Source organism: Nocardia sp. CA-119907, assembly GCF_050955995.1.
Classification (GTDB): Bacteria; Actinomycetota; Actinomycetes; order Mycobacteriales; family Mycobacteriaceae; genus Nocardia.
This window is the reverse complement of sequence record NZ_CP192091.1, coordinates 5,501,913-5,522,801: the sequence shown is the minus strand read 5'-3', so window position 1 is coordinate 5,522,801 and position 20,889 is coordinate 5,501,913. Positions and strand designations below refer to the sequence as shown.

At 66.0% G+C, this 20,889-nt stretch carries 19 protein-coding genes; 15 read left to right on the top strand and 4 right to left on the bottom strand.

All coding sequences use genetic code 11. The features are described from left to right. Positions 1–20 precede the first annotated feature (20 nt). The 11 genes from ACQP2D_RS24375 to ACQP2D_RS24325 are packed head-to-tail and all read left to right on the top strand — an operon-like array spanning position 21 to position 10,542. Positions 21–1,466, top strand: coding sequence for an aldehyde dehydrogenase family protein (locus tag ACQP2D_RS24375; RefSeq protein ID WP_433678225.1), 1,446 nt, complete (start codon positions 21–23; stop codon positions 1,464–1,466). Positions 1,467–1,525: 59 nt separating this feature from the next. After that, positions 1,526–2,395, top strand: a complete 870-nt coding sequence (locus tag ACQP2D_RS24370; RefSeq protein WP_433678224.1) for a hypothetical protein — start codon at positions 1,526–1,528, stop codon at positions 2,393–2,395. Further along, complete coding sequence (locus ACQP2D_RS24365; RefSeq protein WP_433678223.1) at positions 2,392–3,384, top strand: CoA transferase subunit A; 993 nt, start codon at positions 2,392–2,394, stop codon at positions 3,382–3,384. Before ACQP2D_RS24370 ends, ACQP2D_RS24365 begins: the two co-directional genes overlap by 4 nt. Continuing rightward, positions 3,377–3,787: a Zn-ribbon domain-containing OB-fold protein gene (locus ACQP2D_RS24360; RefSeq protein WP_433678222.1), complete on the top strand. Its 411-nt coding sequence runs from the start codon at positions 3,377–3,379 to the stop codon at positions 3,785–3,787. The genes ACQP2D_RS24365 and ACQP2D_RS24360 overlap by 8 nt, the downstream gene beginning before the upstream one ends. Further along, entirely contained in the window at positions 3,784–4,908 is a 1,125-nt protein-coding gene (locus ACQP2D_RS24355; protein ID WP_433678221.1) for a thiolase family protein, read from the top strand. Before ACQP2D_RS24360 ends, ACQP2D_RS24355 begins: the two co-directional genes overlap by 4 nt. Positions 4,909–4,939: 31 nt before the next feature. After that, positions 4,940–6,127 carry a hypothetical protein gene (locus ACQP2D_RS24350; protein ID WP_433678220.1) on the top strand — a complete coding sequence of 396 codons (1,188 nt, stop codon included), beginning with the start codon at positions 4,940–4,942 and terminating at the stop codon, positions 6,125–6,127. After that, positions 6,124–7,914, top strand: a complete 1,791-nt coding sequence (locus tag ACQP2D_RS24345; protein ID WP_433678219.1) for a feruloyl-CoA synthase — start codon at positions 6,124–6,126, stop codon at positions 7,912–7,914. Before ACQP2D_RS24350 ends, ACQP2D_RS24345 begins: the two co-directional genes overlap by 4 nt. A gap of 55 nt (positions 7,915–7,969) precedes the next feature. Continuing rightward, positions 7,970–8,404, top strand: coding sequence for a MaoC family dehydratase N-terminal domain-containing protein (locus ACQP2D_RS24340; RefSeq protein WP_433678218.1), 435 nt, complete (start codon positions 7,970–7,972; stop codon positions 8,402–8,404). Beyond that, positions 8,401–8,814, top strand: coding sequence for a MaoC/PaaZ C-terminal domain-containing protein (locus ACQP2D_RS24335; RefSeq protein WP_433678217.1), 414 nt, complete (start codon positions 8,401–8,403; stop codon positions 8,812–8,814). Before ACQP2D_RS24340 ends, ACQP2D_RS24335 begins: the two co-directional genes overlap by 4 nt. Before the next feature lie 13 nt (positions 8,815–8,827). Then, a complete protein-coding gene (locus ACQP2D_RS24330) occupies positions 8,828–9,658 on the top strand; it encodes an SDR family NAD(P)-dependent oxidoreductase (RefSeq protein WP_433678216.1) in 831 nt (276 codons plus the stop codon). A gap of 11 nt (positions 9,659–9,669) precedes the next feature. Further along, positions 9,670–10,542, top strand: a complete 873-nt coding sequence (locus tag ACQP2D_RS24325) for an amidohydrolase family protein (RefSeq protein WP_433678215.1) — start codon at positions 9,670–9,672, stop codon at positions 10,540–10,542. A 5-nt stretch (positions 10,543–10,547) separates the two neighbouring features. Here the strand turns inward: ACQP2D_RS24325 and ACQP2D_RS24320 are convergent, their stop codons facing one another. Then, positions 10,548–11,660 carry an esterase/lipase family protein gene (locus ACQP2D_RS24320; RefSeq protein ID WP_433685751.1) on the bottom strand — a complete coding sequence of 371 codons (1,113 nt, stop codon included), beginning with the start codon at positions 11,658–11,660 and terminating at the stop codon, positions 10,548–10,550. Between the two features lie 190 nt (positions 11,661–11,850). On the opposite strand from ACQP2D_RS24320, the gene ACQP2D_RS24315 reads away from it, so the two are divergent. Continuing rightward, a complete protein-coding gene (locus ACQP2D_RS24315; RefSeq protein WP_433678214.1) occupies positions 11,851–12,903 on the top strand; it encodes an AraC family transcriptional regulator ligand-binding domain-containing protein in 1,053 nt (350 codons plus the stop codon). A gap of 4 nt (positions 12,904–12,907) precedes the next feature. Here the strand turns inward: ACQP2D_RS24315 and ACQP2D_RS24310 are convergent, their stop codons facing one another. Then, positions 12,908–14,764 carry an ArnT family glycosyltransferase gene (locus ACQP2D_RS24310; protein ID WP_433685750.1) on the bottom strand — a complete coding sequence of 619 codons (1,857 nt, stop codon included), beginning with the start codon at positions 14,762–14,764 and terminating at the stop codon, positions 12,908–12,910. A gap of 187 nt (positions 14,765–14,951) precedes the next feature. Between ACQP2D_RS24310 and ACQP2D_RS24305 the strand changes: the two genes are divergently transcribed. Further along, the gene (locus ACQP2D_RS24305) at positions 14,952–15,689 is read left to right on the top strand and encodes a response regulator transcription factor (RefSeq protein ID WP_433678213.1); all 738 of its coding nucleotides are present in this window, start codon (positions 14,952–14,954) and stop codon (positions 15,687–15,689) included. Positions 15,690–15,706: 17 nt separating this feature from the next. Here ACQP2D_RS24305 and ACQP2D_RS24300 read toward each other — a convergent pair whose 3' ends face one another. Beyond that, positions 15,707–16,927 carry a glycosyltransferase gene (locus ACQP2D_RS24300; protein ID WP_433678212.1) on the bottom strand — a complete coding sequence of 407 codons (1,221 nt, stop codon included), beginning with the start codon at positions 16,925–16,927 and terminating at the stop codon, positions 15,707–15,709. An 88-nt stretch (positions 16,928–17,015) separates the two neighbouring features. Then, positions 17,016–18,971 carry an ArnT family glycosyltransferase gene (locus tag ACQP2D_RS24295; protein ID WP_433678211.1) on the bottom strand — a complete coding sequence of 652 codons (1,956 nt, stop codon included), beginning with the start codon at positions 18,969–18,971 and terminating at the stop codon, positions 17,016–17,018. Positions 18,972–19,409: 438 nt separating this feature from the next. On the opposite strand from ACQP2D_RS24295, the gene ACQP2D_RS24290 reads away from it, so the two are divergent. Next, entirely contained in the window at positions 19,410–20,111 is a 702-nt protein-coding gene (locus tag ACQP2D_RS24290) for a GntR family transcriptional regulator (protein WP_433678210.1), read from the top strand. Positions 20,112–20,120: 9 nt separating this feature from the next. Continuing rightward, positions 20,121–20,879 (top strand): CoA transferase subunit A, encoded by a 759-nt coding sequence (locus ACQP2D_RS24285; RefSeq protein WP_433678209.1) that lies wholly within the window; start codon positions 20,121–20,123, stop codon positions 20,877–20,879. Positions 20,880–20,889: the final 10 nt, after the last annotated feature.

Genomic DNA, 20,889 nt, shown 5'->3' with positions numbered 1-20,889 from the left:
GAAGGGAAGCAAGGATTCTCATGGCATACGACTACGGCCTCGTCATCGGGGGCCAGGAGCGAGACGCCGCCGATGGCGGCACCATCGAGGTCACCGGCCCTGCCACCGGCGAGGTGATCGGCACCATCGCATCGGCCACCGCCGCCGACGTGGATGCCGCCGTGGCCGCGGCGAAGGAAGCCGCGCCCGGCTGGGCGGCGACCACCCAATTCCGGCGGGCCGGCTATCTGAACGCACTGGCCAAGGCGGTTGCTGCGCACGCCGATGAACTGGCCACCATCGAGACCCGCGACATGGGCAAGCCGTACACGATCAGCCGCAAGGTCGATCTGCGCACCGCCCCGGAGGCGATCGAATACTTCGCGGGCATGGCGGGCAAGACCGAGGGGCGGACGGTGCCGGTGCCCGGACGGTTCGTCAACTACACCGTGCGTGAGCCGTTCGGCGTCGTCGCCGGGGTAATCCCATGGAATTACCCACTGCTGCAGGCGATCTGGAAGATTGCACCGGCGATCATGGCGGGCAACACCGTCGTGCTCAAACCCGCCGAACGCGCACCCCTGTCCCCGATGGCGCTGGTGCGGCTGTGCCAGGAAGCCGGAATACCGCCGGGCGTGGTCAACGCCGTACCCGGCTACGGCAAGACGACCGGCACGGCGCTGTGCGCGCACCCGGATGTCTCGTTCATCGCCTTCACCGGCTCGGTGGAAACCGGCCGCGCCATCCAGCGCGCCGCCGCCGAACGCGTCATCCCCGTCACCCTCGAACTCGGCGGGAAGAGCCCGAACATCGTCTTCGATGACGTCGACCCCAAGGCCGCCGCGCAGCTGGCCTACTCGGCGATCTTCAGCAACATGGGCGAGGTGTGCACGGCCGGGTCCCGGCTGCTGGTGCACGAGTCCATCCACGGCCAGGTCGTCGACGCGCTGCTCGGGTTGATCGAGTCGCAGACGGTGATCGGCGACCCGATGGACCCGTCCACCACCCTGGGCCCGCTGATCGACCACGAACACCTGGCCCGCGTCCAGGGCTACGTGGACCGCGCCCGCAACAGCGGCGCCAAGCTCCTCACCGGCGGCGGCACCCGCAAGATCGACGGGCTGAGCGGACTGTTCTTCGAGCCAACGGTTTTCGACCACGTCGACAACAGCAGCGAGCTCGCCCAGGACGAGGTTTTCGGCCCGGTGCTCTCGGTGATGAGCTTCGCCACCGAGGACGAGGCCATCGAGCTGGCCAACGCCGTCGACTACGGCCTCGCCGCGGTCGTGCAGACCCGCGACGTGGGCCGCGCCCACCGGGTCGCTGGGCGTCTACAGGCCGGCAACGTCTGGATCAACTCCTGGGGCAACGTGCATTCGGCGTCCCCGTACGGCGGCTACAAGCGCAGCGGCCACGGCCGCGAGATGGGCTTCTCGATCATGGACGCCTTCACCCAGGAGAAGAACGTCTGGGTCAGTACCCGATGACCCTTCCCGAACTTCGTGCCATTCGGCCGAAAACCCTTCACCCGTAAGGAGATAACGCAGTGACCGCGACTACAGCGCAGCCGATCACCGAAGCGGACGACAGTCCGCCCGTCAGCTGGAAGGAGATGATGGCGGTCTTCCTGGCCCGCCAGATTCGCGACACGGACCGCATCTGCTCCGGCGCCCACACCGAGATCTCTTTCGCCGCAACGATGTTGGCACAGAAGACCCACGCGCCCAACCTGAAGCTGCAGCTCGGCGGCGGCGCGTTCCTGTGCAATGTGGCCGACCGTGAGGTCGACGAGCTGCCGCGCACCTCGGTGGACTTCCGCATTATGAACTGGGCGGAGGCGTATTTCGAGCACCACGACACCTTCAACCACTACGGTGCGCCGGGCGGCCGTGACTATTACGAGAACATCGACGACTGGCGAAGCACCAACAAGTACTTCTTCGCCGACAAGTTCTTCGTCGGCGGCATCCAGGTCGACAAGCACGGCAACGTCAACCTGATCGGCGTCGGCGACAAGAACGGCTACCGCTTCCGTGGCCCCGGCAGCGTCGGCATCAACGACGTCACTTCGGTGCGCGACGCGTTCGTGTTCATGACCGCCCACGACCGCCAAAGGTGTGTCGAGAAGGTCGATTTCGTGTCCATGCCGGGACCGAAGACTTACCGCGAGAAGGACCTGTCGGGCAACGGCCCGCAGTTCATCGTCACCCCGCTGGGCGTCTTCGACTTCAACGGCCCAGATCAGACCGCGGCACTCGTGGGCGTCTTCCCCGGCCACACCGAGGAAGAGATCGCCGAGAACACCAGCTGGGAAATCGTGAAATCCCCGCACTTCACCGTCCATGAACCGCCCAGCCCCGCCGAACTGTCGGTGCTGCGCAACGAGATCGACCGCAAAGGAGTGTTGCAGCGATGACCAGAGGAGCTCAACTACTGCAGACCGGGCCCATCGACCTGCCCGACGGCCCGCCCGCCCGCCGCGAGGTCGTCGCCTCCGCCGCGGAGGTGGTGTCCCGTGTCCGCGACGGTGACACCGTCGCGATCGGCGGCTTCGTCACCGCCAACCACCCCATGCCGCTGGTGCGTGAACTGATCCGGCAGGGCAAGCAGGATCTGACCATCATCGGCTCGGCCACGGCGGGTTTGGAGATCGACCTGCTGATCGGCGCGGGCGTGGTGCGCAAGCTGATCGCACCTTACTGTGGCGCCGAGCTGTACTCGGCGGTCGGCAGCTGCTTCCGGGCGGCGGTCGAGCCCGGGCAGCTCGAACTGTGGGAGAACTCCGAGTACATCCTCTACGCGGGTCTGCAAGCCCGGGCCATGGGCCAGGAGTTCATGGCGTGGCGTGGTGGCATCGGCAGCAGCATTCCGGAGCTGAACGACGACCTGGTCGTGTTCGACAATCCGCTGGGTGACGGCAAGCAGTACCTCGCTGTTCCGGCGATCCCGGTGGACTGGACGTTCCTGCATGTGGGTGAGGCCGACAAGTACGGCAACGGGCGGCATCCGGGTGCGCGTTTCGGTGACCGTCTCATGGCGCGTGCGGCCAACCGGGTCGCGCTGACCACCGAACGGCTGGTCGACAACGAGGACATTCGGTCGAACCCGATCATGACCTCGGTGCCCTACGCCGACGCCGTGGTGGTCGCACCGTACGGCTCGCACCCGTATGCCTCGCACGGCTACTACGCCGAGGATGCCGCGCACATCGAGGAGTACGTGCGCGCGACCGCGGGCGTCCGCAAGGGCGACCGCAGCGGCCTCGAGGCATATCTCGCCAAGTGGGTGACCGGTCCGGCGGACCAGGATGCGTATGTCGGCAATGTCGACCCGGCCACGCTGCGTGCGCTGGAAGCCGAGTACGCGCAGTTGACCGGAGCCCGTGGAGCGCTTTCCGGTGACTGACACGACGCTGTTGCGTCCCGACGCGTGGCAGCAGGACGGGCCCGACCGGGTCCGCCTGCTCGCCACGCGGTGCGGACGCTGCAAAACACTGACCTTCCCGCCCGCACCGTCCTGCCCGGCATGCTGGGAACGCGACCAGCTGACCATCGAATCACTGCCCAAACATGGTGCGCTGCATTCGTTCACGATCGTGCACACCCCCGGCACGGGCATCACCGCGCCCTACGCGGTCGGACTCGTCGACTACGAGGAAGGCGTGCGCGTGTGCGGCCGACTGCGCGGCGGCGCCCACCTGTCGGTCGGCATGCCGATGGAGACCATTCCCGGCAGCATCCGCGAGGGCGAAAACCCGCTGTCGGGCTGGATGTTTCAAGCGGTCACGAAATCGCCGGAGCCACTATGAGCACCACAGCCCACATCATCGGGGTCGGCATGACCCCCTTTGATCGCGGGGAACGCACCATCGAATCGATGGGCACCGCCGCCGCGCTCGACGCACTGGCCGAAGCCGGTGCCCGCCCGGCCACCGTCGATGCGGTGTATTGCGGCAACGTGTACGGCGGAATGCTTCCCGCGCACCGGATCGCCGCCGCCCTGGGACTGACCGGACGGCCGTGCTACAACCTCGAAGCCGCGTGCTCCAGTTCCGCCGTGGCACTGAACCTCGCCGTCCAGGCCATACGCAATCGGCAGTACGACACCGTCCTCGTGGTCGGCGTCGAACGGCTCTCCGTGTTCCCCGGTGGAACTCTGCGGCTCAACCCCGACGACCTGGATGTCATCCAGGGCGTCACGATGCCCGCGCACTACGCCATGCGCGCACAGGCATATCTGGCCGAAACAGGCGCTACGACAGCGGATCTCGCGGCCATCGCGGTCAAGAACCGCGGTAACGGAGCCAAGAACCCGCGCGCCCGCTTCCGGGCGGAGACGACCGTCGAGGAAGTCTTGGCGTCTCGCCCGGTCGCGGATCCGCTGACCCTGCTCCAATGCTGCGGTTCCTCCGATGGCGCTGCTGCGGTGGTGGTCTCGCGCTATCGCGGACCGCAGACCCCGACCGTGTCCGTCCTCGCCAGCCAACTCAGTTCCGGCACAACCGGAATGCACGATATGGCCCGTGAATCGCTCACTACCCGCGTCGCGACGGCGGCCTACCACGAGGCCGGAATCCGCCCGGACGATCTGGATGTCGTGGAGGTCCACGATGCCTTCAGCATCGCCGAGCTGCTCTACTACGAAGCGCTGGGGCTGTGCGGATTCGGGGAAGCACCGGATCTGCTGCGCTCGGGGCACACCTCGCGCGGCGGGGCCTGCCCGGTCAACCCCGGCGGTGGGCTGCTCTCCCGCGGGCACCCCATCGGCGCGACCGGACTCGCCCAAGTGGTCGAAGTCGTCGAATGGCTGCGCACACCACGTGATGACGCACCCCGCGATCCCGAGGTCGGCCTGACCCATTGCACCGGCGGCGGCATCACCGGCTACGACCACGCCGCCTGCGCCATTCACGTATTCGCCCGATCCTGACCACCGGCCCGGCGGTCCACTGGAGTACCCCATGAAATACGAAGACGTAGCGATTCCACTCGGCCACGCCTGGTCCTCTCCCTTCGCCAAATGGCAAGGCACACTGGCGGAAACATCGAGTCTGGACCTGGCGGTCGCGGTAACCGGACGGGCGTTGGCCGAGCGAGATCTCGATCCCTCCTGGTTCGACGGCATCGTGCTGGGCACGACCGTGCCGCAACCGGATCTGTTCTACGGCGCGCCCACCCTAGCGGCTCGGCTCGGCGCTACGGGACTCACAGGCCCCATGGTGAGCCAGGCCTGCGCGACGAGCGTTGCCGCGCTCCAAGCGGCGGCCGGGGCCGTCGCAGCGGGCGCGGCCCGCCAACTCGTCGTCGTCGCCGATCGCACCTCCAATGGGCCGACGGTGATCTACCCGTCGAGCCGCGGGCAGGGCGGCGCGCCGGTGGTCACCCACTGGGTCCTCGACGCCTTCGCCCAGGATCCCTGGGCAGGCCAGGCGATGCTGGCCACCGCCGAAGCCGTCGCGGCGGAGAGCGGCATCACCCGCGAAGAACTGGATGACCTGACCGCCCTGCGCTGGGAGCAGTACCGGGCCGCACTCGCCGACGATCGGGCGTTCCAACGCCGCTATCAGGTGCCGGTGGAGATCAAGAGGCGCAAGGGAAGTGTCGTGCTCGACGCCGACGAGGGCGTGCGCTCCAAGGAGCGGACGGCGATCGGTCAGTTGCCGCCAGCGGCGTCCGACGGTGTCCACACCTTCGCCGCGCAAACCCATCCGGCCGACGGCTGCGCCGGTGCGGTCGTCACCACCCGAGAAGAGGCCCGGAGCCGATCGGAATCGGGGATCGCCCGGATACTGAGCAGCGGTGTCGCCCGGGTTCGCAAGTCCCGCATGCCCGAAGCGCCGGTGCCCGCGGCCCGGGCCGCGCTCGCGGCCGCAGGCTTGGACTTCACCGACCTGCATGCGATCACCACGCACAATCCGTTCGCCGTGAACGACGTCTATTTCTGCCGCGAGACCGGGGTGAAACCGGCCGATATGAACGCCTATGGGTGCAGTCTCGTTTTCGGGCATCCGCAGGGCCCCACCGGATTACGGTCTATCACCGAGTTGATCGAAACGCTCCGGCTCCGGGGCGGGGGACTGGGCCTGTTCACCGGATGCGCGGCCGGTGACACTGCTGCCGCCATGGTGCTGGAAGTGACAGATCGATGAGCACCGCCCTGAGTCCGACATTCAGCCGACCGCGTATCGCCATCGCGCGGGAACCGGACGGGCGTGTGCTGCTGTGGTCCACCGAACCGCTCGAACCGCACGCGGTCAGCGTCGTGCACGACTTCCGGGCGGGGGCGGCACGACATCCGGACCGCCTTCTGATCGCGGAAAAGTCTGGCGCGCAGTGGAAGAAGACAACCTGGGGTGAGGCACGCGCCCGAGCGGATCGGATCGCCCAGGGATTGCTCGACCGTGGGCTCGCGGATCGTCCCGTCATGCTTCTGTCGGGAAACGGCACGGCCAGCCTGGTCCTCACGCTGGCCGCGATGACCATCGGGGCACCCGTCGTTCCCACCAGCGTCGCCTACTCGCTGCACAGCCGCGACCACCGTCAGCTGCGAGCGATGGTGGATCTCGTCAATCCTGGTGTGATCGCCACCGGTGGACCGGAATTCGACAACGCGGCCGCGGCGATCGCCGATAGACGGACCGTGGTGAGTCTGGACCAGCGACGGCCCGGTTCGATCCCGCTGGATGAGCTCGAAACCACGCCCACCGAGCAGGTCGACGACCGCTGCGCGCAATTGCGTCCCGATGATGTCGCCAAGATCCTGTTCACCTCTGGCTCGACGGGTACGCCGAAGGGCGTACTCACCACGCACGGCATGATGTCGGCCAATCAGCAGCAGCTGCGCCAGATATGGCCGTTCCTGACCGACGAGGCACCGGTGCTCTTGGATTGGCTGCCCTGGAGTCACACCTTCGGCGGCAGCCACAACCTCAACCTGGTACTCACCAATGGCGGATCCCTGTGGCTCGACGACGGCGGAATCGGGCCCGGGCTGGTCGAACGCACCGTATCCAATCTGCGCGAGGTGCGGCCGAACCTGTACTTCAACGTGCCCGCCGGATACGCCGCGCTGCTCCCTGTCCTGGAGCGCGAACCCGAAGCCGCACGGGCATTTCTGGAGAGGCTGCGCTTCGCGTTCTTCGCCGGAGCGGGGCTGCCGCAACAGCTGTGGGAAAGACTCGGCGCTTTGGCCCGAACACATGGCTCGGACGTGCGGCTGACCGCCTCTTGGGGGTCTACCGAATCCTGTCCGGTCGCGACCTCGGTGCATTTCACGGCCGACCGCAGCGATTGCATCGGTGTGCCCGTGCCGGGGGTGGAATTAGCGCTGGTCCCGGTCGGGAACACCACCGAGGCCCGGGTGCGGGGACCGAACGTCACGCCGGGCTATCACCGGCGCCCCGACCTCGGTTCGAGCGCCTTCGACGAACACGGCTTCTTCCGCACAGGCGACGCCGTCGACTTCGCCGACCCGGATAACCCATTGGCAGGCTTGATATTTCGCGGACGCATCGCGGAGGACTTCAAGCTCGCCACCGGCACCTTCGTCACCGTCGGCACACTGCGACTGCGGCTGCTGTCCGCTGCACGAGGACTGGTGAACGACGCGGTGATCTGCGGCGAGAACACCGAATACGTCACCGCGCTGGTGTGGCTGCACCCCGACCAGCTCGGACACCTTCAGTCCGATGGGGGTGCTGATCCCGCCCTGCGAGAGGCATTGACAGCCACCCTCCGCCGGCTGGCCGACGAAGGCGGCGGAACGTCACAGCGGGTTGAACGGATCGCGATTCTGACCGACCCGCCCTCGGTGGATGCCGGTGAGATCACCGACAAGGGCTACATCAATCAGCGCGCCGTGCGCGCCCACCGGGAGCGGGACGTGGCTCGCCTCTACCTCGATCCCTACCCCGCACACGTGATCGCCCGGCGATGAGGGGCCGGACAGCCACTCGCACAGCACGATTCACCTCGAAGGGAGCATATCGCTCATGCCAGTCAGTACCGACGTGATCGGCACCGAATTACCACCACTGACCATGACCATCGACCCCGGACGCGTCCGCTTCTTCGCCAAGGCCATCGGCGAGACCCTGCCGGACGGTATCGACCCGGCGAAGATCCCCGTGCCACCGACGTTCCTGTTCGCCATCGAACTCGACCAGCCCGACCCCTTCGCGTGGTTGACCGCGCTCGGTATCGACCTCGCCCTGATCCTGCACGGTAGCCAACGCTTCATCTATCACTCCACCGCCGCCGCGGGTGACACCCTCGTCGCGCGGCCGCGCATCGTCGACGTGTATTCGAAAAAGAATGGGGCACTGGAGTTCATCGTCAAACAGACATCGGTGACCCGTGCGGACGGCACGCCGGTCGCCGATCTCATCTCCACCCTCGTAGTCCGGCACCCGGAGACCGCACAATGACCGCACACCTATCCTCGGCCGGCATCGCCGATCTCATCGTCGGCGCTGAGCTGCCGCCGCTACGCCTGCCACCGATCAGCCGCACCACCCTCGCCCTGTTCGCCGGTGCCTCCGGCGACCACAACCCCATCCACGTCGACATCGATGCCGCCCACGCTGCTGGACTCGACGACGTCTTCGCCCACGGCATGCTCTCCATGGCCTACCTCGGCCGCATGCTGACCAACTGGGTTGCACAGGAACGTATCCAGACCTTCACCGCACGCTTCGTCGCGATCACCCCGGTCGGAGCCGAGCCCACCTGCACCGGCCGCGTAGTTCGCGTCGCCGACGGCGTAGCCACCGTCGAATTCGCGGTCACTCTCGCCGATGGCACCACCACCGTCACCGGCGAAGCCACCCTCATCTGACAAGGACACTCGAATGGCCACCCTCACAGGCAAATCCGCCATCGTCTCCGGCGCAGGCCGCGGCATCGGCCGCGAGATAGCGCTCAAGCTCGCACGGGAGGGCGCGAACGTCGTCGTCAACGATCTCGACGCCGAACCCGCCAAGGAGACCGTCGCCGCCATCGAAGCTCTCGGTGGGCGGGCCGTCGCGCTCCCCGGCAGCGTCACAGATCCCCGATTCGCCGAGGCCTTCGTCGCCGCGGCCGTCGACAGCTTCGGCGGGCTCGACATCATCGTGAACAACGCCGGATACACGTGGGACGGCGTGATCCAGAAGGTCACCGACGAACAGTGGGACGCGATCCTGGCCGTACACCTCACGGCCCCCTTCCGCATCCTGCGCGCCGCGCAACCGGTCATCTCCGCGGCAGTGAAACGAGCGAAAAGCGAAGGCGCACAGGTGCCGTGCCGGAAGGTGGTGAACGTATCCTCCATCGCCGGCCTCGGCGGGAATGCCGGGCAGATCAACTACGCCGCCGCCAAAGCCGGAATTCTGGGCGTTACGAAGACCCTCGCGAAAGAATGGGGCCGCTACAACGTCACCGTCAACGCCGTCGCCTTCGGCCTGATCAAGACCAGACTCACCGAGGCACCCGCAGGCGGCGACAGCACCATCGACGTCTCCGGTCGCGAAATCCGCGTCGGCGTCAACCCCGATCTGCTCGCGGAGATGGAGCGTTCGATCCCGCTGGGCCGTGGCGGCACGCCCGCGGACGCGGCGGGCGCGGTGTATCTGCTGTGCACCCCCGAATCCGACTACGTCAGCGGCCAAACACTGGTGTGCGGCGGCGGTTTCACGCTCTGAAAGGGACGCTCGTGATCGACGGATACGAGGTAATCGACGCCCACATGCACACGCCGCGATTGAGTTCGCTGCCGCGAGCATGGCTCGACTGGGCCGACACCTACTCCGGCGACCACGACTGGCGTGAGGTCTACGACGGAGACGTCCCCGATCCGAGCGCTCTCGACGCTCTTCTCGAGGAGCAGGGTGTCGACCATGCCCTGCTCTTCTGCGAATACAGTCCCGCAGTGACGGGCGCGCAGCGCATCGAAGACCTCCTGCCCATCCGTGCCCAGCACCATCGACGGTTCAGCGTCGTCGCAAATATCAACCCGCACATCCACTTTCCGCCCCTGCTGGAATTGCGCCGACAACTCGAGCTCGGAGCGGTGGCGTTGAAGCTGCATCCGGTGCACGGCTGGTTCGACCCCAGTGAAGCCGAGCTCTATCCGGTCTACGCCCACTGCGCCGAGCACGGAATTCCGATCATCGTTCACTCAGGCGTATCGAGCTTCCCGGGTGCCCGAACCAGCTACGGCAATCCCGAACTGCTCCTCGATGTCGCCGACTACTTCCGAGACCTGAACATCGTCATCGCCCATGGCGGCCGGGGCTGGTGGTACGACGTCGCGGCCTTCATGGCGTTGACCAAACCTAATGTGTGGCTGGATCTCTCGGGCCTGCCGCCGAAACGATTGCGCGAGTACTTCGGACGGCACGATCTGGACCGGTTGGCGCGCAAGATGATCTTTGGCACCGACTGGCCCGGTGTTCCGGGGACGCGAAGAAATGTCGAAGCTCTGATCGGCCTGGGTTTGCCTTCGGAGGTGACAGTGGCCGTGCTATCGGGCAACGCTCGAACGGTCTTCCCCGGGATTCGCACGGCCACCCCCTCGTCTGGATAAGGCGCTCAGAGCGATCCTCCTCCGCCGATCAACCAGGGATTGAAGGTGCACTGCAAGTCCGGGAATTTTGCTGGGTCCAAGGCATTCAGGGCAATGGACAGGGCGCGGGGGGAGTACATCATCGTGATGTGGTCGGAGACGTCCTGTTCGCACCCGTCCTGCAGGGTGATGTTCTGAACTGTTGCGCCAGGACCGGGCGTGAGGAAGGTGGAGGCGTACGGGTTGGTGACTTCGTCGTAGCGGGTGGCCACGATGGTGTAGTCGATGCCCGGCACGGTGTCGCCTCCGGCATTGAGCTGGTTGACGAAGGCGGAGCCGACGGTCTGTTGGATTCCGGCGTGGCCGACGAACAGTTCGACGAATCCCAGTACGTCGACGCCGAGGTTGTTGATGGCCCGGCCCAGTGTGCCGATGCCGTCCAGGGAGGTGCCGTGGTTTGTCGCGCCGTAGGTGATGAGGTTGTGCACCTTGGTCGCGCCGCCCTCGAACTTGGTGTACCAGTTCGACATTGCCCCGCCCTGTGAGTGGCCGATGAGGTCGACCTGGGTCGCGCCGGTGGCGGCGAGCACGCGATCGACGAATGTGGCCAACTGCTTTGCCGAGTCCTGGATGTAGCCGGTGCCCATGGCACCCGGCAGCAGCGAGCCGAGGCCCCCGCCTTGCCCGACGTCGGAACGCCCGTAGTTGAACGTGAAAGTACAGAATCCCGCGTCGGTGATCGGCTGGCTCATGTAGGCGAAGCCGTCGTAAGCGTTCATCCACGTGCCGTGCACCAGGACCACCGGACGTGGATGCTCTGCGGTGGGTTTGCAATTCCAGTCATTGGTTCCCGGCGGGGCCGCATCGGGATGCAGCAGGCTGTATCCGAAAGCGGCCGCAGCGGAACTGGATTGGGGGCCGTAGCCGACCGTGTCGGAGGAGAATCCGCCGGATAGCCCGGAACTGGAGCCCGAATCGGTGCCCGCGATGGCACCCGCCTGCGGTCGTCCCTGGCCGATGTAATCGGCTAGCTGCTGCTCGGCCGTCTGCTCGTCATTTGGTGACGAGTCCGGCTCTGCATGTGCGATGTTCCCGAGGTACCCGATCGACAGCATCATGGCCGTCATCGCCGCTACCATGCCGAGGTTTGCACGTCCGGTCTTTCGCTTCATCGCGGCCTCCACATTGCTGGACATTTGCCCATATTCGGCAATTCGGGACGGATTCAGCAGCGAATCCATCACCGTTAAGGTAAAAATTCGGGCACTGCATTACTTGACCGATCGCGCCGATAAATTGACTTTTCGCGCAATCGGATAGTTTGGATCCATGCTGTGGCTGCGGTCTTCGGGCCTGCGTGGAGTGCGGAAAGTGGTCGAGGAGTTCGGCGGCGACGCCGATGCTCTGGTGCAGCGTGCGGGCGCGCCCGCGGGCACTCTGGACAGTGACGAACTCGTTGTCAGCGACGCGGCGGCGGCGATGATTTTCGAATCGGCTGCCCAGGAGTTGCGGTGCCCCGATTTCGGATTGCGGGTGGCGCTCGAACAAGACATGAGCGTCCTAGGTCCGCTCGCCATCGCGATTCTCAACGCCCCCACGGTCGCCGACGCGCTCGAGTGCACCTCGAAGTATCTGTTCGTGCACGCGAACAACCTCATGGTCGCGCAGGTAGCCGACCCGCGCGGCGTGCGAGGCGTCCTCGGTATCCGTTGGGGTGTGGTGGACAGCGCTCATTCGCGTCCGCAAACCATCGACGGAGGCATGCTTTTCATCCATCGGGCGCTGCTCTACGCACTCGGCGGGAACTACGGACTGCGCACCGTCGAACTGCCGCATGTGCCCCTGGTGGCACCGTCGCGCTATGAGGAACTCTTCGGAGCCCAGGTGAACTTCGCGCAGCCGGCCGCGGTCCTGCGCGTCCCCGCCGACCTGATGCGACGACCTATCCTCGGCAGCGACAACCTCACCCGGCAGCTCGCGCTGTCGTATTTGGAGACCCAGGCAGCCCACAGCACCCGCCCGATCAGTGGCCAGGTGAGGACCGTGCTGCGGCAGGTACTCGGTACCGGTCCCACCTCGGTGCGCGCTGTCGCCGAGGTGCTCTCGATGTCGCCGCGCACACTGCAACGACACCTCACTCTGGAGGGCGAGACCTTCGCCGCCATCCTCGATGGTGCGCGCCGTGACCGAGCGGACGTGCTGCTCACCACCTCCGATCTGCCACTGGCTCAGGTCGCATCGACGATCGGCCTCGACAATCCCGCCACGCTGAGCCGATACGCGCGACGTTGGTGGGGGACAACGGCTCGCCATCATCGTCAGCACAATCGTCGCGTGGGCGCCGAGATCGGTTCGAATCAGGGGAGAAGTGCCACCGCGTGACCGGTTACTGCCGCGCGGCCGCAAGGTCGTAGACCGTGACGCCATCGACCTGTTTGGCGGCGAAAGTGCTCCTGACCCACTGGGTGATCCGATCGGCTTCGGAATCGGATGTGGCCCTGTCGGGTCCGTCCTGATGATCGATGAAGTAGTGAATCGATCGGTTCGCCACGTACTTCTGGAACTGGGCGAGCGTCGGTGCCGGGTCGGTACCGTTGAAGCCGCCGATGGCCATGATCGGCAACCGCGTGGCGAGTTGGAATCCGGCTGCGCTATTGGAGGTGACAGCGGCCGCCGCCCACGTGAAATCGTCGCCATCCTTTTCGAGCAGCGCGACCAGCCGATCGCTGGGAGTGCTGACCGTCATCATCCCGCCCGCAGGACCGAACCCGAGCTCCGAGAAGTCGGGCGTCCCGGCATTCGGCCCGGCGACCGGTATGGCATTGGTATGTGATGTGGCAATGGTGTCGATGGTGTAGGCAGTCGGCCCTGCCAGGGTGGCCATGGCTGCTGCTGCCGCCACTACGGCAGCGAGTCTGCCGCGCACAGGGATCAGCATGGCGGAGGCGGCGAGAACCCCCACGGCAAGCACTGCCCACCGCAGCCACGGGACGAAATCGGGATTGCGGGACAACAGGATCCACGCGGTGATCGCGGTGACCGCAATGCTCGCCGCCAATGTGAGGCGCGCAGTGAGCCGGTTTCGTTGCCGCCACAGCATGGCGCTCCCCGCGCCGACGAGCGCGGCGATCGCGGGGGCGAGGGCGACCGTGTAGTACTGATGGAAGATGCCCGCCATGTAGCTGAACACGAGGCCGGTAACCAGTAGCCAACCACCCCACACCAGCAGAGAGGCGCGCCGCGCATCGGTGCGGATCGCCTTGCCGCGCAATAGGAGCCCCGCGATGAGCAGGATGAGCGCGGCTGGGATCAGCCATCCGATCTGGCCGCCCTGTGCGCTGTCGAGCATGCGGGTGAGCCCGGGGCCCGAGCCGAATACCGAGCCGCTCGGTCCCGATCCAGGGCCGCTCGGTGCCGGCATCGTGCCCCAACTGCTTCCGGGTTCATCGCCGGTCAACCGACCAAGGCCGTTGTAGCCGAGGGTCAGCTCGAGGATCGAATTGTGCTGGGAGCCACCGATCCACGGTCGTGACGATGTCGGCCACAGCTCGACCGCCAGCAGCCACCACACCGCGGACACCACCATGGCCGCGGCGACCGCGAGCAGTTGCACGATGCGAGTAGCCAGTCGTGGCGGGCCCGCGATCAAATAGGTGCCGGCGAGAGCTGGGACGACCAAGAGGACCTGGAGTTGCTTGGCAAGGAAGCCGAATCCGATGCAGGCTCCGGCGAGTACCAGCCATTGGGTGCGGCCGTCATCGATGGCGCGCAGCAGCGCCCATGCGGCGGCGACCATGAGGAACACCAGCAAGGCATCGGGATTGTTGTACCGAAAGATGAGGGCCGCGACCGGTGTCAGAGCGAGGGTCAGCCCGGCGATCAGCCCGGCCGCCGCACCGAAAACCCGCCGCACCGCCGCCCAGAGCAGTGCCACGGAGGCGACGCCGAGCAGGACCTGCGGCGCCTGGATACTCCACGAGTGCAGGCCGAAGATCCGTACCGAGAGGTCCACGGGCCACAACGACGCCGGTGGCTTGTCCACAGTGATGAAACCGGCCGCGTCCGAGGACCCGAAGAAGAAGGCCGCCCACGATTGCGAACCCGCCTGGGCGGCAGCGGAATAGAAGGCATTGGCCCAGCCATTGGCGCTGAGGTTGCACAGATACGCGGCGGCGGTCCCAACCAACAGAGCCGCCAGCGCAACGGATTCCCACCGTGAACGGCGCGTAGGCGCCTCATCCATCGAGGTGGTCGGCTGGATCGGTATGGTCGTCGCGGTCACTCGACCGAGTTTCGCCCTGGGTGCTCGCCCCAAGATCAGGCTCGCCTGTGAGCTCGCTGGGAGTCGGCCGCAACGCGCGCGGCCGTTCACAGCCAACACCCAGCTTGCGACAAGCTGGGACCGGGCTGTCTTCTCGAGGATCGAGCACATGAATACGCACACCGACGCGGCGCGGATTCTCGTTGTCGACGACGACCCGATGGTTGCCGAATTGCTGTCGAAGGGCCTGGAAGCGGCGGGGTTCACCGTGGCCACGGCCGACACCGGCAACAGTGGACTGGACAAGCTTCCCAGCTTTCGCCCGGACGCGTTGATCCTCGACGTCGTACTGCCGGGCATGAGCGGATTCGGCATGCTGCGGCGGATGCGCGCCTACGGGGCGGAGGTGCCGGTGTTGTTTCTCAGCGCCCGGGATGACGTGACGGAGCGATTGACGGGACTGTCCCTGGGCGCCGACGACTTCATCGGCAAGCCGTTCAGCCTGGAGGAAGTGATCGAACGGGTGCGGGCGATCCTGCGACGCACCGGTGTTGCACCCAAGCCGCGGTCGCCACGTACGCGGGTCGGTGACATCGAACTCGACGACGATAGCCGTGAAGTGTGGAAGGCAGGTGAACCAGTTGTGTTGTCGCGCACCGAGTTCGCGCTGCTTCGGTACTTCATGCTGAACGTGGGCAGGGTGTTGAGCAAGCCGACGATCCTCGACCATGTGTGGCAGTACGACGCCGGCGGCGACGTCGGCGTCGTGGAATCCTACGTCTCGTATCTGCGGGCGAAGGTGGACACCACCGAGCCGAGAATGATTCAGACCCTGCGCGGGGTCGGCTATGTAATGCGCGAGCCCACAGCGATGCCGACTACCGATGCGGTGGAACTGCTTCGGTAGTCGGCACGCAGAGTGCTCTAGTCGGCGGAGCGAAAGACCCAGCGCAGCCCGAGGAAACGAATCAGGGTGGAGATCAGGTTGGCCGCGACTAGGACGACCAATTCCACCGTTATCGGCGCCGCAGGTGCCCAATGATGGAGCGCCCAGAGCGATCCGCTGGTCAACAGCAGGCCGATGCCGAAAATGATCAATCCCTGCACCTGATGCGAGATCGCGCCCGCCGAGCCCCGGACGCCGAAGGTGAAGGCACGGTTGGCGGCCGTATTGGCGATGGCGGTGATTAGCAATGCGAGAAAGTTCGCGAGCTGGGCCCCGAGCATCGACTGCAGGATGACGTAGAGCACCAGATACGCCAAGGTGCTGCAGACTCCGATAATGGCGAAACGCACCGTCTGCCCGACCATCCCGTGCGGTACACCCGCGACGAGCGGCTCGCGGCCGATGGCGGTGCGCAGCTCGTTGATCGGCAGAGTGCCGGTGGCGAGCGCGCGCCCTAGCCGCCAGACCCCGAGGAGATCCTTGCGCGCGGTATCGAGGATGTCCACGCGGGAATCGGGGTCGTCGATCCAGTCGACGGGCACCTCGTGGATTCGCAGTCCGGCACGCTCGGCGATCACCAGCAATTCGGTGTCGAAGAACCACTCGCCATCCTCGACGAGGGGCAGCAGTCGGCGGGCGACGTCGGTGCGCATTGCCTTGAATCCGCATTGCGCATCGGAGAACCCGGCGCGCAGGGAGGTCTTGAGAATGAGATTGTAACTGCGGGAGATGAATTCGCGCTTGGGCCCACGGACGACCCGGGAATCTGAACTCAGTCTGGTGCCGATGGCCAGATCGGAATGTCCGGATACCAGCGGCGCGACAAGGGGGAGCAAGCCGTTGAGATCGGTGGACAGGTCTACGTCCATGTAGGCGACAACCTCGGCGTCGGAGCTCTCCCACACCGCCTTGAGCGCCCGGCCACGGCCCTTGCGGTCGAGATGGACGACACGCACGTCGTCGAACCGCTCGGCAAGGCCCCGCGCTATCTGGAGTGTGGCGTCGGTGCTCGCGTTGTCGGCGACGGTGATTCGAGTCGAGAAGGGAAAACCGTTGCGCAGGAAGGCGCGCAGTCGGTCGATGCAGTCGGCGAGACCGCGCTCCTCGTTATATACCGGAATGACGATGTCCAGCACCGGCGTGAGTCGCGGGTCGCGGACGTTTTCCCTTGCGCGGGTGGCGATCACAGTCTCTCTCATGTGCACCAGCATCGAAGTCCCAGCTCGCGGCCGGCTCGGCCGGAGCTGGGATCTTCCTGTGATCGTTGGAACGACGCTCGCAGCGCCGTCAGTGACGTTGCTGCAGGTCGTAGACCGTGGCATTACCGACAGTGGTCGGTGTGTAGTTCGCCTTGACCCACGCGGTGATCTTGTCGGACACGGTGGACCCGTTGCCCATTCCGGGGAAGCCGCCGCCGGAATCGGTGTCGATGAAGTACCGCACCTCACCGTTTGCCACGTAGCGCTGGAACTGCTCCATCGTGGGAGCGGGGTCCTGGCGTGCGAATCCGCCCATTCCGATGACCGACGTGCCGGAACTCAGCTCCGCCTGTGCGGCGCTGCTGGCACCGGTAGCGACTGCCGACCAGCGTGTTCCCGCGCTCTGGAGCATCGCGGCGAGTTCGGGATTGGCGGTAAGGTCGACCCCATGGCGGGTATTGCCGGGCTTGGGACCGGAGGCGACCATGCCGCCACTGTGCGTAATGGTGAGCGTTTCCAGGGTGTACACCGCCGGGCCGACAACGCCCAGTAGCACTGCAGCGGAAGCGATTACGATGGTCGTTCGACGGGTGTGCTTGAGGATCGGGATGGCCACGGCAAGGGCGACGGCACCCACGATCAGTGCGATACGCAGCCAGGGCAGCCAGTGCGGAGTCCGGTTGAGCAGATAGAAGCTCCACCCGTAGGTGGCAACCGCCATCACGACGAGGGTCCCGCGCGCGGCCAATTGGGTTCTGCGGTGCCACAATTCACCCAGCGCGATCGCCAGGACCGCAGCGACGGCGGGAGCGAGGGCGACCGTGTAGTACTCGTGGAAGATTCCGCTCATGTAGCTGAAGACCAAGCCGGTCACCAGCAGCCACCCGCCCCAAACGATCAGTGCGGAGCGCTGGGAGTCGGTGCGCGGGTGACGGCGGGTGTACAACAGCACGGCAACGAGCCCGATGAGGGCGGCCGGCAGGAGCCAGCTGATTTCGGTGGAGGCAGCCTCGCTGAACAGTCGCGTGATGCCCTTGTCGGCACCGTTTGGGGGTATTGCGAATTCGGCAGAATCCACACCAGCGGGCATATCCATACCGCTGGGCATCTCCATGCCGCTGGGAACCTCCATACCGCCGCCCGACGAGCTGCTGGCGAACGGCGTCCCCTGGCGCGAGCCGAGTAGCCGACCGAAGCCGTTGTACCCCACAGTCAGCTGCCAGAGGCTGTTGTTGGTCGACCCGCCGATATAGGGCCGGGAGTCGGCCGGCCAGAGCTCGACGAGCAAGACGAACCAGCCGCCGGAGACCACCAGTGCCACACCGGCGACGAGTAGTTTACGAATGCGGGCCCACATGCCGACCGGCGCGGCGATCAGGAATGCCAGCGCGAATCCAGGCAAGACGAGTAGAGCCTGCAGCATCTTGGTAAGAAAGGCGAACCCGATGGCGGCTCCGGCCAGCGCCAGCCAGGTCGTGCTCGCCGTCTCGATGGCGCGGACCGTGCAGTACGCCGCAACGACGAGCAGCAGGACCAGCAGTGCGTCGGGGTTATCGTAGCGAAACATCAACGCCGCCACCGGAGTCACCGCCAGGAAGGCTCCCGCGAGCAGGCCCGCGCCAGGACCGCTGGTGCGGCGGACAGTCGCATACAGCAGCCAGACCGAGCCGACGCCCATCAGCGCCTGCGGCACCAAGAGCGACCAGATGTTGAACCCGAACAACCGTGCCGACAGGCCCATCACCCACAGCGAGGCAGGTGGTTTGTCGACGCTGATGACATTGCCGGGATCGACAGAACCGAAGAGCAAGGCCGTCCAGGTCTTCGAACCGGCCTCCACTGCGGCCGCATAGTATTCGTTGCCCCAGCCCTGAGATCCCAGTGCCCAGAGATATACCACCGCGGTCGCGGTCAGGAGTGCGATCAAACTCGGTCTTTCCCAGCGGTTTTCGGGATCAGTGCCGAACAGCAGGCGATTTGCCCACGGCCAGGGCAGTCCACGTGCGGGTGCTGAGCGGGGGGACAGGGGGGAGGCCACAGTCATGTTCGTGATCGTGGTCGCGGCGGCTCGCGCTGACCTCGCGCGAGTCTGTGAGAACGCTGCGAATTCCGCCAGCCACTGTCGAGGCTGTCCAGATCACCGGATGCACCACGGCATGAGGGCCTTCCCCTTGGGGGAAGGCCCTCATGAACACCTTTCGGGATCGCCTACCGAAACACGACGTATCGTGCCGTCGGACGTGTTGGTCTAGCCGAACGAGCCAGTAGGCGCCGGTGTCTGGCGAGGCTGTTGCTGGGGCTGCTCTTGCTGAGGCTGCCGCTGTTCCGGACCCCGATCCCCGGGGCCGTTGTTGTCGTTTCCGACATGGTCGCGGTTCCAGTCTGGGTCCGCAATCTGGCTGACCACGGGAACGCTGTTATCGACGGTCGCGGCCGAGGCCGGGATCGCCAGTGCGGCCAGCGGCAGCGCGACCGTGACCGCATGGCGAAGAGCGGCGGCACTACCCGCACTGACGGCATCTACCAGGCAATGCGCGCCGATATTCTCGGCGGGCGTCTGGTCCCTGGGGCACGGCTGAAGTTTCCGGAGCTGTCGGAGCGGTACAAGGTCAGCGTCGGCGCGACCCGTGAGGCGTTGACAAAATTGGCGGCCGAGGGTCTGGTGACGGCAAAAGCGCATCAGGGCTATCTGGTGCGGCCGCTCTCGCACGAGGATCTCGCCGACCTCACGAAGGCGCGGGTCGAGATCGAATCACTGGTGCTGAAGCTGTCGGTACTCGAGGGTGATGTCCGCTGGGAAGCGGATGCCATTGCGGCACACCACTTTCTGGAGCGGACCACCTACCGTGATCCCGCCGACCCGAATCATCCGACCGATGAGTGGTCGGCGGCGCACCGGGCCTTCCATCACGCGCTGCTGGCCGGATGCCGCAACCGGAGGTTGTTGGATACGGCACTCGCCCTGCGCCAGGAGGCGGAACTGTACCTGCAGTGGTCGGTGTCGTTCGGCAACGAGCCCGACCGCGACGTTCCCGGCGAGCACCGCGCGCTGCTGGCGGCGGCCGTCGCCCGCGACGCCGACCGCGCGCAGGAACTGCTGCGTGATCACATCGCGCACACAGCGCAACTGTTGATCAGCTGCGCACCCGATGAACCAAATTCGGCGGAGGCCGATATCGAGTAAGGAGCGACGATGGACAAGACGGTGACCGATGCGGTCGCCGCGATCGCCGATATCCCTTCCGGGGCAACGCTTGCCGTCGGAGGATTCGGACTATGCGGTATTCCTGAGACGCTCATCGAGGCGCTCGAGCAGACCGGGGTCACCGATCTCGACGTGGTGTCCAATAACTGCGGCGTCGACGACTGGGGATTGGGCAGGTTGCTGTCGGCCGGACAGATTCGCCGGGTGACCGCCTCCTACGTCGGTGAGAACAAGGAATTCGCGCGACAGTATTTGGCGGGGGAGCTCGAGGTCGAGTTGACGCCCCAGGGCAGCCTGGCCGAGCGACTACGTGCCGGCGGGTGTGGCATTCCCGCCTTCTATACGCCCGCCGGACTGGGGACACCGGTGGCCGACGGCACCATGCCGTTGCGTTACGCGTCCGATGGATCGGTGGCCGTGCGCGGACCCGCGAAGGAGATCCGTGCCTTCGGCGGTCAGGACTATGTGCTGGAGACAGCCATCCGAACCGACTTCGCGCTGGTACACGCCGCGCTTGGGGACCGGCACGGAAATCTCGTCTTCAATGCCGCCGCAGGCAATTTCAACGCACTGTGCGCCATGGCGGGCAAGATCACCATCGCGGAGGTCGAGCAGTTGGTCGAACCTGGTGAGATCCCGCCCACCCATATCCACGTACCGGGCGTGTTCGTGCAGCGTGTCCTCGCCGTGGGGCCTGTCGAAAAACGCGTCGAGAAGCTCACGTTGCTGAGCCCGAGCGCGGCCTGACCACCACGCA

Bases quoted from the DNA above. Each gene is read 5' to 3' on its own strand.
- ACQP2D_RS24335 (WP_433678217.1), top strand. From the start codon at position 8,401: ATGACCGCACACCTATCCTCGGCCGGCATCGCCGATCTCATCGTCGGC.
- ACQP2D_RS24310 (WP_433685750.1), bottom strand. From the start codon at position 14,764: ATGGATGAGGCGCCTACGCGCCGTTCACGGTGGGAATCCGTTGCGCTG.
- ACQP2D_RS24345 (WP_433678219.1), top strand. From the start codon at position 6,124: ATGAGCACCGCCCTGAGTCCGACATTCAGCCGACCGCGTATCGCCATC.
- ACQP2D_RS24295 (WP_433678211.1), bottom strand. From the start codon at position 18,971: ATGACTGTGGCCTCCCCCCTGTCCCCCCGCTCAGCACCCGCACGTGGA.
- ACQP2D_RS24300 (WP_433678212.1), bottom strand. From the start codon at position 16,927: ATGAGAGAGACTGTGATCGCCACCCGCGCAAGGGAAAACGTCCGCGAC.
- ACQP2D_RS24330 (WP_433678216.1), top strand. From the start codon at position 8,828: ATGGCCACCCTCACAGGCAAATCCGCCATCGTCTCCGGCGCAGGCCGC.
- ACQP2D_RS24340 (WP_433678218.1), top strand. From the start codon at position 7,970: ATGCCAGTCAGTACCGACGTGATCGGCACCGAATTACCACCACTGACC.
- ACQP2D_RS24355 (WP_433678221.1), top strand. From the start codon at position 3,784: ATGAGCACCACAGCCCACATCATCGGGGTCGGCATGACCCCCTTTGAT.
- ACQP2D_RS24320 (WP_433685751.1), bottom strand. From the start codon at position 11,660: ATGGTAGCGGCGATGACGGCCATGATGCTGTCGATCGGGTACCTCGGG.
- ACQP2D_RS24375 (WP_433678225.1), top strand. From the start codon at position 21: ATGGCATACGACTACGGCCTCGTCATCGGGGGCCAGGAGCGAGACGCC.
- ACQP2D_RS24315 (WP_433678214.1), top strand. From the start codon at position 11,851: ATGCTGTGGCTGCGGTCTTCGGGCCTGCGTGGAGTGCGGAAAGTGGTC.
- ACQP2D_RS24305 (WP_433678213.1), top strand. From the start codon at position 14,952: ATGAATACGCACACCGACGCGGCGCGGATTCTCGTTGTCGACGACGAC.
- ACQP2D_RS24350 (WP_433678220.1), top strand. From the start codon at position 4,940: ATGAAATACGAAGACGTAGCGATTCCACTCGGCCACGCCTGGTCCTCT.
- ACQP2D_RS24290 (WP_433678210.1), top strand. From the start codon at position 19,410: ATGGCGAAGAGCGGCGGCACTACCCGCACTGACGGCATCTACCAGGCA.
- ACQP2D_RS24285 (WP_433678209.1), top strand. From the start codon at position 20,121: ATGGACAAGACGGTGACCGATGCGGTCGCCGCGATCGCCGATATCCCT.
- ACQP2D_RS24365 (WP_433678223.1), top strand. From the start codon at position 2,392: ATGACCAGAGGAGCTCAACTACTGCAGACCGGGCCCATCGACCTGCCC.